The sequence below is a fragment of the Pandoraea eparura genome (genome assembly GCF_902459725.1).
In the GTDB taxonomy this organism is placed as follows: Bacteria; Pseudomonadota; Gammaproteobacteria; order Burkholderiales; family Burkholderiaceae; genus Pandoraea; species Pandoraea eparura.
On sequence record NZ_CABPSH010000009.1, the window covers coordinates 1 to 12,378 of the forward strand.

At 62.8% G+C, this 12,378-nt stretch carries 13 protein-coding genes; 3 read left to right on the forward strand and 10 right to left on the reverse strand.

Annotated elements, in window-relative coordinates; genetic code table 11:
* The 9 genes from alc to PEP31012_RS16815 form a co-directional block, all read right to left on the reverse strand.
* On the reverse strand, positions 1–794 hold a 794-nt coding region (gene alc, locus PEP31012_RS16775; RefSeq protein WP_150590455.1), incomplete at its 3' end, for an allantoicase.
* A gap of 101 nt (positions 795–895) precedes the next feature.
* Positions 896–1,417 (reverse strand): 2-oxo-4-hydroxy-4-carboxy-5-ureidoimidazoline decarboxylase, encoded by a 522-nt coding sequence (uraD, locus tag PEP31012_RS16780; protein ID WP_425494970.1) that lies wholly within the window; start codon positions 1,415–1,417, stop codon positions 896–898.
* 179 nt (positions 1,418–1,596) lie between these two features.
* On the reverse strand, positions 1,597–2,541 hold the full coding sequence (puuE, locus tag PEP31012_RS16785) for an allantoinase PuuE (protein WP_150590456.1): 945 nt from the start codon (positions 2,539–2,541) through the stop codon (positions 1,597–1,599).
* Between the two features lie 370 nt (positions 2,542–2,911).
* Positions 2,912–3,844 (reverse strand): muramoyltetrapeptide carboxypeptidase, encoded by a 933-nt coding sequence (gene ldcA, locus PEP31012_RS16790; RefSeq protein ID WP_150590457.1) that lies wholly within the window; start codon positions 3,842–3,844, stop codon positions 2,912–2,914.
* Positions 3,841–4,386 carry a tRNA adenosine(34) deaminase TadA gene (gene tadA / locus PEP31012_RS16795; protein ID WP_150590458.1) on the reverse strand — a complete coding sequence of 182 codons (546 nt, stop codon included), beginning with the start codon at positions 4,384–4,386 and terminating at the stop codon, positions 3,841–3,843. Before tadA ends, ldcA begins: the two co-directional genes overlap by 4 nt.
* Positions 4,387–4,553: 167 nt before the next feature.
* The gene (gene dkgB / locus PEP31012_RS16800; RefSeq protein ID WP_150590459.1) at positions 4,554–5,357 is read right to left on the reverse strand and encodes a 2,5-didehydrogluconate reductase DkgB; all 804 of its coding nucleotides are present in this window, start codon (positions 5,355–5,357) and stop codon (positions 4,554–4,556) included.
* A 187-nt stretch (positions 5,358–5,544) separates the two neighbouring features.
* On the reverse strand, positions 5,545–5,667 hold the full coding sequence (locus PEP31012_RS24170) for a hypothetical protein (RefSeq protein ID WP_281355508.1): 123 nt from the start codon (positions 5,665–5,667) through the stop codon (positions 5,545–5,547).
* 65 nt (positions 5,668–5,732) lie between these two features.
* Entirely contained in the window at positions 5,733–6,602 is an 870-nt protein-coding gene (locus PEP31012_RS16810; RefSeq protein WP_150590460.1) for a ParB N-terminal domain-containing protein, read from the reverse strand.
* Positions 6,603–6,749: 147 nt separating this feature from the next.
* Positions 6,750–7,364, reverse strand: coding sequence for an LON peptidase substrate-binding domain-containing protein (locus PEP31012_RS16815; RefSeq protein ID WP_150590461.1), 615 nt, complete (start codon positions 7,362–7,364; stop codon positions 6,750–6,752).
* Between the two features lie 396 nt (positions 7,365–7,760).
* Between PEP31012_RS16815 and PEP31012_RS16820 the strand changes: the two genes are divergently transcribed.
* On the forward strand, positions 7,761–8,465 hold the full coding sequence (locus tag PEP31012_RS16820) for an SDR family oxidoreductase (RefSeq protein ID WP_150590462.1): 705 nt from the start codon (positions 7,761–7,763) through the stop codon (positions 8,463–8,465).
* A 192-nt stretch (positions 8,466–8,657) separates the two neighbouring features.
* On the opposite strand, the gene PEP31012_RS16825 is transcribed toward PEP31012_RS16820, so the two are convergent.
* Complete coding sequence (locus PEP31012_RS16825) at positions 8,658–9,512, reverse strand: LysR family transcriptional regulator (RefSeq protein WP_246171348.1); 855 nt, start codon at positions 9,510–9,512, stop codon at positions 8,658–8,660.
* Between the two features lie 188 nt (positions 9,513–9,700).
* Here PEP31012_RS16825 and PEP31012_RS16830 point away from each other — a divergent pair, with 188 nt between their 5' ends.
* Positions 9,701–11,026, forward strand: a complete 1,326-nt coding sequence (locus PEP31012_RS16830) for an MFS transporter (protein WP_150590464.1) — start codon at positions 9,701–9,703, stop codon at positions 11,024–11,026.
* Between the two features lie 156 nt (positions 11,027–11,182).
* Positions 11,183–12,373 carry a M20 aminoacylase family protein gene (locus PEP31012_RS16835; protein ID WP_150590465.1) on the forward strand — a complete coding sequence of 397 codons (1,191 nt, stop codon included), beginning with the start codon at positions 11,183–11,185 and terminating at the stop codon, positions 12,371–12,373.
* Positions 12,374–12,378: the final 5 nt, after the last annotated feature.

A 12,378-nucleotide genomic window follows, 5' to 3' on the forward strand; every position in this document is an offset into this window, starting at 1 on the left:
GAACAACGATCCGGGAAGTTGCCCTTGAAGTGCGCCGTGTCAACGTCGATCTTCGTAATCTCGCCCGGCTGCGCCAAGGCAATGATCGCCCAGTCGTTACCCGGCTCCCGACGACGGCGCGTCTCCCACCCATCGCCCATGTTCACTCCCCGCCCCGGCATCAGCAAATTCGACGCCATCCCGAAATGCTGGTTGTTCGCCGCCACGACGTAACCGCCATTCTCCATCGCGATGAGGTCGATCAACTCGTCGCGCGAGCGTCGCGCCCAATCGCCCTGCGGCAACCCATACAAGCGCAAACGCGCCAAGCCACCATCGGGGTACAGGTTCACTCGCACATGGGTCACGGCACGCGAATTGGTGATGGCATGGTAGTGGTGCGCATTGCCCTGCAAGCTGGTCGACGCGAGTAATTCAAACCACTCGGCCGACTCGCCCGGTGCACCGTCGGCGCTGTGGCACCCCTCGAGCGACGCCGCCGGCGGGAAGTTGCCGGTGAAATGGCTGGTGTCGAGATCGACACCGAACAATACGCCCGGTCGCGCCAGTTTGACGACGCACCAGTCGTAGCCGTTCACGCGCTTGCGACGCGTCTCCCAACCATCCATCCACTTGCCGTTGTCGTCGTATTTGCCAGGGATGAAGACGGCCGGCTCGGGATTGAGCATGCGCTCTTTGGCCGCGAAGAATTCGTCGCTGGCCACCAATGCCTGCGCACCCAGACGCGGATCGGCCAGATTGACGTAACGGCGCACGAATTCCGGTGCGTTCGGATCTTGCGGGGCGAGGGCCATGCCAACTCCTTGAGACTCGGTAATGTCTGAAACGTAATGATTTGGGCTGGAGCGCATGGGAACCGCTCCGGCGGACACCCTCCGCCCAATCCGCCCACAGCTCAGTCGCGGACCAGATCCTGCAAACGGAATCCGGCAATTCGGAAGATCTGTCGCAAGCACTCGTCGATCTCGTCCGCCCGGCTGTTGGCAACGCGCGCGGCAAAGTTTTCGATGATGCTGGCACGGGTATGCCCACGCACCGCCAGGATGTAAGGGAACCCGAACTTGGCCTTGTAGGCGTCATTGAGTTCGGTCAGCCGCGCAAATTCGTCCGCACTGCACTGGTCCAGCCCCGCCCCCGCCTGCTCTCGCGTAGACTCCGCCGTCAGCTCGCCACGCACGGCCGCTTTGCCCGCCAATTCCGGGTGAGCACGAATGAGGTCGAGCTGAGGGCCTTCGCCGGCATCGATCACAGCCTGGCACATGGCGTCCTGCAACGCGTCAACGGTGGCAAACGGACGGTCGTCCCAAGCCGCTTCGGCCACCCAAGGGGAATGCTCAAAGATGCCGTCGAGCGCCGCAACGAACTCGGCACGCGGCAACGCCGACAGCTCGGCAACAGTACGCTGGGTCATAGACAACGGGGCGTTCATTAACGGCTCTCCTGGAGAACAACGGTGGCGCCCCCGCCATGCTCTTCGCACAGCCCGATGACGCCTGTCGGATTTATATTTTTCAGCAACCACGCCCCCTCCGGACGCAGCCACTTCACGCAAACCTTCAGTGACCTTTGCACAACCCTTTAGACAAACGGTTACGCTCAAGCGGCCACGTACGGATGGCGCGCCTGCCAGTGACGTGCCACGTCGATACGACGACACACCCACACACGATCATGCTTTTCAATGTGATCAAGGAATCGCTGCAACGCCGCAAATCGCCCCGGGCGACCCAACAACCGGCAATGCATGCCCACCGACAGCATCTTCGGCGCTTCGCCCCCTTCGGCATATAGCACGTCGAACGCATCACGCAGGTAGTGGAAGAAGTGATCGGCCGTGTTGAACCCCTGCGGCGCCGCAAAGCGCATGTCGTTGGAATCGAGGGTGTACGGCACGACCAGGTGCGGCTTGACCTCGCCACCCTCGGTCTGCACCTGCGTCCAGAACGGCAAGTCGTCGCCATAGTTGTCGGAGTCATAGACGAACCCGCCCTGCTCAACCACCAAACGCCGAGTATTCGGGCTGTCACGACCGGTGTACCAACCCAGCGGTGCGCTCCCCGTCATTTCCTTGAAGAGGTCGATGGCGATGCGCATGTGCTCACGCTCAGTTGCCTCGTCCATGTTCTGGTAGTGAATCCAGCGCCAACCGTGACACGCGATTTCGTGTCCCAATTCCTGAAACGCGGCGGTGACTTCGGGATGACGCTGCATGGCCATCGCCACGCCAAATACGGTCAACGGCAACCCGCGACGCTCGAATTCTCGCAAGATGCGCCACACGCCCGCCCGCGACCCATATTCGTATATGGATTCCATGCTCATGTGACGCGCTTCGTATGCCGCCGCGCCAATGATCTCGGACAGGAACTGCTCGGACGCGCGATCACCGTGCAATACACAGTTCTCGCCACCTTCTTCGTAGTTCAGAACAAACTGGACGGCAATGCGCGCACGCCCCGGCCAGTCGGCAAACGGTACGTGACGGCCATAACCGATGAGATCGCGCGGATAGTCGTTGGAACTTGCTGTGTGGCTGGCCATGGTGTCCTGGCATTCGGGGAATGGCGAAACGATCGAAGCAGTGTAGCCAAATCCACCCCACGGAAACATAGCCAGATTCGGATATTCAGGCTGCGTCTAAACGTATAGTCGCCCCCCGCACTACCCAGCACGTCCACGCGTGCCCCCTTCGTCCCCCCTCAACCGGCACGCTCCCCTCCGGTGGAACCATGCCCGCGACAACGCCATCGAAAATCGCGCAACACAATATCAAAAACACGCAAATTTCACGCAACACACCTCAATCGCCGCGACAACAAAAAAAGCACGCCAGGCCGTCGTATCGACCCGGCGTGCTTTCGCTTGCCGCTATGCCGCCTTGCCGAACGCTCAGTCGGCACTCGCCTGGATATTACGCGGACCGATAGGGATATCCCGTAAGCGTCAGCGTGACCCGCGCCCCGGATGTCTGTAATCTGGCCTGGCCGCCCACCGGCAAGGTCAGTTTGTCGGGGCAGTGGCCAAACGGCATATCGGTCACGATCGGTATGCCGATCACTTGACGCACGCTCTCGATCATCGCCGGCATGTCGTATCCGTTGTCGTACTCGGTCACGCGATATTGCGAGAAGTCTCCCAGCACCAACGCGCGCTGACGCGACAGAATGCCGGATTGATGCAATTGGTACAGCATCCGCTCAACGCGATACGGCGGCTCGTTCACGTCCTCGACGAACAGCACGCCCCCCTCGATCTGCGGCAGGTATCGGGTACCAATCAGGCTGCAGACCATTGCCAGATTTCCGCCCCACAAGGTGCCGGACACGTCGATATCGCCGCTTGCCCCATCCCCCTGCCACTCGGCCATATGGCTCGGCGAGCGCAACACGGATTGGAATTGCGTCAGGGTGAATTCGCTCAGCGGATCGGCCCCGAAGTCCGCCAGCAACATCGGCCCCGCAAACGTGGTGAGATGGGCCTGCGCCAACAGCGCCATTTGAACGGCAGTGAAGTCGCTATGGCCAATGATGGCGACCGGTGCCCCGGATAACCGGCGATGCAGGCCTTCATAGTCGAGCTGGTCGAGCAGGTGCACGGCGCCGTAACCGCCGCGCACCGCGAGCACGATCTCGGGCACGGGATGGTCACGCGCCGCCAACTGGTTGATTTCGCTGCTGCGCTCGGCATCGGTTCCCGCAAAGCGCAAATACCGACGCGCAAGCGCCTCGCGGTTGCTGACGGTGTAGCCAAGTCGCTCCAATGTCTCGATGCCGCGCGAGGCAACCTCGGGGTCGGGCGCATAGCCTGACGGAGCAATCAGTTCGAGAAGCCTGGTCTGCGTCAATTGAGGGATCCCGGTGTTGGGGTTGGGGTCGCGCCCGCCGCCTCGGCGGCCGCCGACGAGCGACGTGCCTTCGCCGCGGCACGTCGTTCACTGAAGAAGGTCTGGAGAATGCCGACACACTCGTCGCGCATGACGCCGCCGAGCACTTCGGCATGATGATTGAGCCGAGGTTCCGCGAACAGGTCGATCACGCTGCCGCACGCCCCGGTCTTGGGATCGGCAGCCCCATATACGACTCGCTTCACCCGTGCATGCATGATCGCGCCCGCACACATGACACACGGCTCGAGCGTCACGTAAAGTTCGCATTCCGGCAGACGATAGTTGCCCAACGCCTGTGCCGCCGCTCGCAATGCCTGCATTTCGGCATGCGCCGACGGGTCGTGACCGCCCACCGGGCAGTTGTGCCCGACAGCAATCACTTGCCCATCGCGCACGACCACGGCGCCGACCGGCACCTCTCCCTGCACCATCGCGGCGCGAGCCTGTTGCAGCGCCAGGCCCATGTAGGTCTCGTCGGTGGCGGGTAAATCTCGATTCATGAAACGTGGACGAAAAGCCGCCGAGCGTCGCCCGCCCCGCTGGGGCGCGCCCCGCTCAGCGCAATTGGCCGCTATCGGCAATGCGCTATTCTCGCATACGCCCCGCCACCGTCACACATCGAACGAGCGCTCCGCCGTCCCCCGCACTCCCCCGACTCCCACCTGTTTCAGTCCCAAGCCGGCGCGAGCGATGCCGGATTGGCCTGACGCTCGTTGCGATCGAGCGTGGCGATCTGTGCCATGTCGTCATCGCTGAGCCGCAGGTCGCACGCCTTCATGTTGCTCGCCAGATTCTCGCGCTTGGTGGACGAGGGAATGACGGCATACCCCTGCTGCATCGCCCAGGCCAGCGCGACTTGCGCCGTGGTTGCCCCATGCGCCTCGGCAATCTTCACGAGCGCCGGATCGTTGAGCACTTTGCCGTACGCCAGCGTCATGTAAGACGTGACATGCACGCCTTGCGAGCGCGCAAATTCCACCAGCTTGCGGTTCTGAAGATACGGGCTCAGTTCGATCTGCAAGGTCGCCAACTCGCCCGGCCCAACAATGCCGATGGCCTGTTGCAGCAGCGCAATGGTGAAGTTGGACACGCCGATGGCACCGGTCAAACCCTGCTCGCGAGCCTCTCGCAACGCACCAAGGTATTCCGCCATCGGCACGGCATCGGCCGGCGACGGCCAGTGAATCAGCGTCAGATCGACGCGGTCGGTGCCAAGCTTCGAGAGACTGTCCTTCAGGCTAGGAATCAACTTGTCACGGGAGAAGTTGTCGACCCAGATCTTGGTGGTCAGATACAACGCGTCACGCTTGACGTCCGATGCCGCCAATGCGCGCCCAATGTCAGCTTCGTTCTCGTAGATCTGCGCAGTGTCGATCGCGCGGTATCCCAGCGCGAGCGCCTGGGTAACGGCATCGACGACGGTTTGGCCCTTCAAGCGGAATGTGCCAAGGCCGAAAGCAGGAAGACTCATGATTGCAACTCCTGTCAGGATGCGTCGCGCCAAGGCATACAACGCCCGTTGAAGGGCACGACGAAAGCGCACAGTGTCCCGGATTCCCGCTCACGCAAGAAGTCCCCACAAACGAACAAGATTCGTGCCTTGAATTCACAAATGAACGCGAATCCGGACTTCGGTCGCCGCAATCAACGGTGATGACTCAATCGGCAGCCTGTGAGAGGAAACCGGCGTCTTTGCGCACCCGCACCCGGCTCGCGTCGAAGCGCTTGGCCAGCGCTTCCTGACACAGTTGATACCCGCCCCCCGGGAGCGCGCCGCGCAAGATCCCGTCTCGCAGCGTGTCGAGGTTGGCCTGATGAAGGGTTGGGGATCTGGGGGTTCGCTGGCTCACTTGCCCGCTCGCGCCTCCGCCAGCGCGATGGTCAGATGGGCCACCCGCTTCTTGAGCGCGTCTCGCTCGGCGGTCATGGCTTTGAGTTCCTTTGACAGACGCGTGAGTTCGTCGGTCGGCTCCGCGGTGGTGTCCCACGGCGGCGTGCCGTCATCGTCTTCAGCGATCTCGTCGTCTTTCCTTTTGCGCGGCTTGACCGGACGCGCCTCGCGCACCTGACGCGCCAGCTCCCGCAATTCCTGCTTGCCGGCCACCACCGCCGCCACCTGCGCCGCCTGCGGCAGGGTCGAGACGGCTGCCGCCGCATTGATCGACACCTCACCCCGCTTGACGGCATCCACCAACTCCGGCGCCGCTGCCGTGTGGATCTGCTCGATCTGCCCCAGCGTATTGCTCGACAAGCGCGCCGCACGCGCCAACGCCGCGCGAGTCAGCGCCATCGTATGCGCGGGAATCGACGCATTGGCCCCCGTTGCCTCGGGCGCATCGCTCGCGGAAGCGGCCTGCGGCGCCGTGGCTTGCGCCGGGCTATCGCTACCGGTGCGGGCTTCGAGAATGGTCTTCTTGCGCAACGCCAGCACGCCGCGCTGGTAATCGGACACACTGCGCCGCCCCAGATGATTGTCGATCATCCACAGGCGCACGTCGTCCATGGATTGGAACGACAGGTTCTGCACCGTACGGAAGTCGATGTCGTGCTTGCGGCAAATCGCATAGCGGTTGTGGCCGTCGACCAGCACGTCACCCCATAGCACAAGGGCGTCGCGGCATCCTTCGGCGAGCAGGCTCTGTTCGAGCGCCGCATATTCGTCAGGCGTGAGCGGATCGATGTACGCCTTGAGTTCTTCGTTGATCTGGACTGTCATGGATTTCTGTGACGATACCGCCGCGCCCGGCGCCGCTGGCGGCGGCACGACGCGCTACGTCGGCATGGAAGGACGTTGCAGGCGGCATTATCGCCTGTCTGACCGCCTTTGACGAAACGAACACCCCGGCCCTATCCCGGCTGGCGATCAGGACAGCACGCCGTGATCGGTCAGGAATGCCTGAATGCGGACCAAACGCGCCGCCGGATCGACGATGCCCAGGAGGGCCTCTTTCTCGTGCGGCGGAAGCGGCAACAATTCAGCCCACCGATCGGCAACCCACCCACATTCGTCCAGACGGTACGGCGGTGCCAGCGGCAATTTCGCCGCACGCGCGGGGTCGCGCTGCAAGCCGGCAATCAGCTTGCCCAACGTGTCGGCACTGATCTGCAAGGTGTCGGGGATGGCGACATTGACGTCGTCCGGCAACATTTGCGCGTCGCCCGTCCACAGACCGTACCTCCCCTGTTCGACGCTCGCGAGCCGAAACTTGGTCGTGCCCCGGCACACGAGTTCGAGCAGCGAGGGCATGGTCGCGCGCCAGTCGTCGATGCGCGCCATCGTGCCGATCATGGCCGGCGCTTCGACGCCATCGGGCAAGCGCACCTCGCTGCCCTTGCGCAGCACGACCACACCGAATTCGGTGCCATCGGCGAGACATCGCTTGATCATGTCGAGATAGCGCACCTCGAAGATACGCAGATGCAACACCCCAGCAGGAAACAGGGCGTTACCGAGCGGGAAGAGTGGGATCTGGGCCATGCCATATGATGACACGAAGTCACACATGGCAAGTGTCATTGTCGCGCCACAGTGCCTAACGCCCGCCCGCCCTCGTACGCGACGCGACGCAACGCGATGACCGTTTATCGCAATCTCGTGCGCTCGAGCGCACGGCCAGCACCTCGTCAAACAGCGGCGCGACAAGCGGGCTGCCCCCCATGACAGCCGTCGCTGGCGGATGCCGCTCGAACCGCTTCATGCCCAATGCCGCCCCGAGACGCGGGCTTGCTGAGCGATGGCCGCCTGAGTGACACCGAGTTCCTTGGTAGCGAGCCGGTGCGTCATCTGAGATTCGCCGAGATGTTAGGCTTTCACGCACAAATCGCAATGCGGGCTGCCATTGTGGGCATGCCGGCGTCTCTGGAGGTTTTGAGCATGACGGTGGAAAAAGTGGCGTTGATCACGGCAGGTGGCAGTGGCATGGGCGCAGCGGCGGCGCGCAGACTCGCGGCGGATGGCTTCAAGGTCGGCATCCTGTCGTCGTCGGGCAAGGGCGAGGCGCTGGCCACGGCGCTAGGCGGCGTGGGCGTGACGGGGTCGAATCAATCGAACGAATCGCTGGCGAAGCTGGTCGAGCTGGCGGTCGAACGCTGGGGACGCATCGATGTGCTGGTCAACAGCGCAGGTCACGGTCCGCGCGCGCCGATTCTGGAAATTACCGACGACGACTGGCATCGCGGCATGGACATCTATCTGATGAACGTGATACGCCCGACGCGACTGGTGACACCGATCATGCAGAAGCAAGGCTCGGGCGCCATCATCAACATCTCGACGGCCTGGGCGTTCGAGCCGAGCGAGATGTTTCCCACGTCAGCGGTGTTTCGCGCCGGACTGGCATCGTTTACGAAGCTGTTTGCGGACAAGTACGCGAAGGACAACGTACGCATGAACAATGTGCTCCCGGGATGGATCGACAGCCTGCCGCAGCAAGAGACACGCCGCGAGAGCGTGCCGATGCAGCGTTACGGCAAGGCGGAAGAAATCGCCGCAACCGTGGCGTTTTTGGCATCGGAAGGCGGTGGGTACATCACCGGCCAGAACATTCGCGTCGACGGCGGACTGACGCGCTCGGTGTGAGCGTCGTGCGCCAGCCGTCACCGGATCAAGCGGTATGGCTGCTGCCCACATACGGCGTATGCAAGATTCGAGCGGCCCCACCCAAGGGGCCCTTTCCGTTCAAGCACGGCCACGATCGCGTGGCTGACATCCCGATCGAAGCCGCGCCGTCCGGGGCGTGATGGGCGACACCTCACGTGGCCCCCAGCAAACTCAAGCCTGTGCCAGGATCTGCTGGGCGATGACGCTCGTAATACCTACCTTGTCGTCGCGGGTACGCGCCAGAAGGCCGATGCTACGTTGCTCGGTCACGTCGGGTAACGCGACGACGCGCAGGGTATCTTCTTGCGCCCATGTGGCATTGCGCAGCATCGGCACGACGGTGACGCCGAGCCCTTGCCGCACCAGTCCTACGATGCCTTCGATGGAACTCAACTCCAGGAATTCGTTGACCTTGATGCGCTGACGCCGTAACGCGCGATCGATCAGCGCCCCCGTGCGTTGGGTGTGATCGAATCGCAAGAACGGTTCCGTCGCGAGCAACCGTGCGCTCAACGCGTGTTTCATCCCGGCGGGCGCAAGCATCACCAGAGGCTCTCGATACAGGGGCGTCCAGCGCACCCCTGCGGGCCGACGCCCCTGCGGCTCGACGAGCACCGCGCAGTCGATATCACCGGCGTCGAGTTGGGCCGTCAGTGCTATCGAGCGCGCGGTCTGGATCGAGACCTCCAGCCCCGGCCTTGCCTGCTTGATCTGCAACACGGCGGGCGCCAAGGCGCTCACCGCGGATTCGATTGCACCGATAGCGACCGGTCCGACGGGCGACTCGATACCGGACGCCAATATGCGCATGTTCTGGTATTGCGCCAGCAACAACTGCGCATGCGGCAACAACGCACGGCCCATCGCGTTGAGGGCAATCGAACGCCCGACCCGATCGAATATCGCGTGCCCGAACTCCTCCTCCAACGCGCGCATTTGCATGCTCACCGCCGACTGCGTCATCGCCAGACGTTCAGCAGCCGAAGCGAACGAGCCATACCGCGCCACCGCGACGAAAGTACGCATGAATCGCAGGTTGCTCACGGGTTGCCTCGCAGGTCGTGTCGAAGATCCTGACGGCCGCAAATTCATCAAAATATTTGCGATGACGGATCACAAATTCTAGCTTTTGTTGATTTTTTTACACAAGCAGAATCATTCGGAGCCAGTGAATCCGGCTTGCCAAGGTCAAACTTCGAGATAGGAGCCTCTCCATGGAAGTTTCAGTTGGGCGCGACAGCGCCACTACCCCGACAGCCCCGGAACGATCGGGCAAACGTATCGACGTAGGCGTCATTGCGGTATCCACCATCGGCAATGCGCTCGAATGGTTCGATTTCACCGTCTTCACGTTTTTCGCGGCCAACATCGCCCGCCAGTTCTTTCCCAGCGATAATCCGACTGCCGCCTTGCTCGCGACCTGGACAACGTTTGGCGTGGGCTTTCTCACGCGGCCGTTGGGCGGCATCGTGTTGGGCAACGTCGCCGACAGGCACGGCCGCAAGTCGGCCCTGCTGCTGACCATCTCGGTCATGGCGCTCGGTGTCGCAGTCATCGCTTTCGCCCCGACGTATGCGTCGATCGGCATGGCCGCACCGGTGCTGATGTTGATCGGCCGTTTCCTGCAAGGCTTTTCCGCCGGTGGCGAAGTGGGCAGCGCCACCGCCTTCCTGGTCGAGCATGCCCCTGTCGAACGCCGAGGCGTATACGGAAGCTTCCAGATGATCGCGCAGGCCTGCAGCATGTTGCTCGGGGCCATCGTATCGGTGGGCATCACGCAAACCCTGACACCGGAGCAGATCGACGCGTTCGGATGGCGCATTCCCTTCGCGATCGGCCTGCTGATCGTGCCGGTTGGCCTCTACGTGCGCTCGCGCCTGGACGAATCCCCCGTATTCAAGGACGCCACCAGGCACGCCGAGCCCCGTCGCTCGCCTTTCATCGAGTCGGTGACCACGCACTGGCGACAGGTGCTGGCCGGCTTCGGCCTGACGGTGTACGGCACCATTGGCACCTACATCTTTTATTACTACATGCCGAGTTACGCCACGAAGTCGCTGGGCATTCCGTTCAAGAGCAGCGTGATCGCGTCGCTGTGCGCCGCCGTCGCCTACATCATCGGCACCTTTGCATCGGGCCGGATTTCAGATGCCATCGGCCGCAAGAAGCCGATGGTAGCGTCCGGCGTCATCAGCCTGGTCATCACGTATCCGCTGTTCCTGGCCGTGAGTCACACGCCGACCCTGCCAATGCTGATCGTTGTGCAGTGCTGCCTGATGCTCTCGCTCGGCCTGTTCCAGGGCTCGTATTGTGCCTTCGTGTGCGAACTCTTCCCGTCGCGGGTACGCGCCACATCGATGGCGATTGGCTACAACTTCGCCGTCATGATCTTCGGCGGCTTCGCCGGCGCCATTGCCACGCTTCTCATCAGTTGGACGGGGGACAAGCTCGCTGTCGTGTACTACGGGCTGTTCGGCGCGGCTGTCGGCCTCATCACGATCCTGATGCTGCAAGACCGCTCCCGCATGCCGCTGCAATAACGAACGGCACATCCCTGTCCATGCGCGGGCATTCGTCCCGCGCCTGCCTTGCCCACTCCCGTTCCACAACGCACCCCATGGCCAATGTCGCGCCCCGGCTGGCTTGGTGATCGCCGGCGGCGGCGCCATCGGGGCCCCCATAGAGAACCCACCCACATGTCCATCATTCCTGAAATCGCTGAACGCACCGCCGAGCTGCAGGCCATTCGCCGCGACATCCACGCCCACCCTGAGCTGCGTTACGAAGAAGCGCGAACGTCCGACATCGTTGCGCGTCTGCTCGAATCATGGGGTATCGAGGTCACCCGCGGCCTCGGCAAGACCGGTGTCGTCGGCGTGCTGCGTAATGGCACCGGCACGAAGACCATCGGCCTGCGGGCCGACATGGATGCCCTGCCCATCCAGGAACTCAACCGCTTTGCGCACGCTTCGCAATACGCGGGCAAGATGCATGCGTGCGGCCACGATGGCCATACCGCGATGTTGCTGGGCGCTGCACAGCACCTTGCCATGCATCGCACGTTCGATGGCACGATCGTATTCATCTTCCAGCCCGCGGAAGAAGGCGGCGGCGGCGCCAAGGCCATGCTCCAGGACGGCCTGTTCGAGCGATTCCCGGTCGACGCGGTGTTCGCGCTGCACAATTGGCCTGGGCTCGCCGCCGGCAGTTTCGGTGCACGCGTTGGCGCAACGCAGGCGTCGAGCAACGAGTTCCGGATCGTCGTCAAGGGCACCGGGGCACACGCCGCCATGCCGCATGACGGCATCGACCCTGTGCTGACGGCGATGCAGATCGGTACTGGACTGCAGAGCATCATGACGCGCAACAAGCGGCCGATCGATGCCGCCGTGCTGTCCATCACACAGATGCAGGCAGGCGAAGCCATCAACGTCATCCCGAACACCGCTACGTTGGCCGGCACCGTAAGGACGTTTTCGATCGACGTGCTCGATCTGGTGGAGACGCGCATGCGCGAGTTCTGCACATCGACGGCTGCCGCCTATGGCTGTACCGCGGAATTCACATTCGTGCGCAATTACCCGCCGACCATCAACACGGCGACGCAGACGCAGTTCGCCATCGATGTCATGCAGGAGATCGTCGGCCGCGACCACGTTGTCTACCCGATCGACCCGACCATGGGCGCGGAGGACTTTTCGTTTTTCCTGCAGGAACGGCCCGGTTGCTACGCGTATATCGGCAACGGACTCGGCGATCATCGCGCGCACGGCCACGGGCTCGGCCCCTGCATGCTCCACAATACGAGCTATGACTTCAACGACGACGTGCTGACGCTGGGATCCACGTATTGGGTTCGTCTGGCAGAAGCCTTCCTGGTCGCGTAACGCAT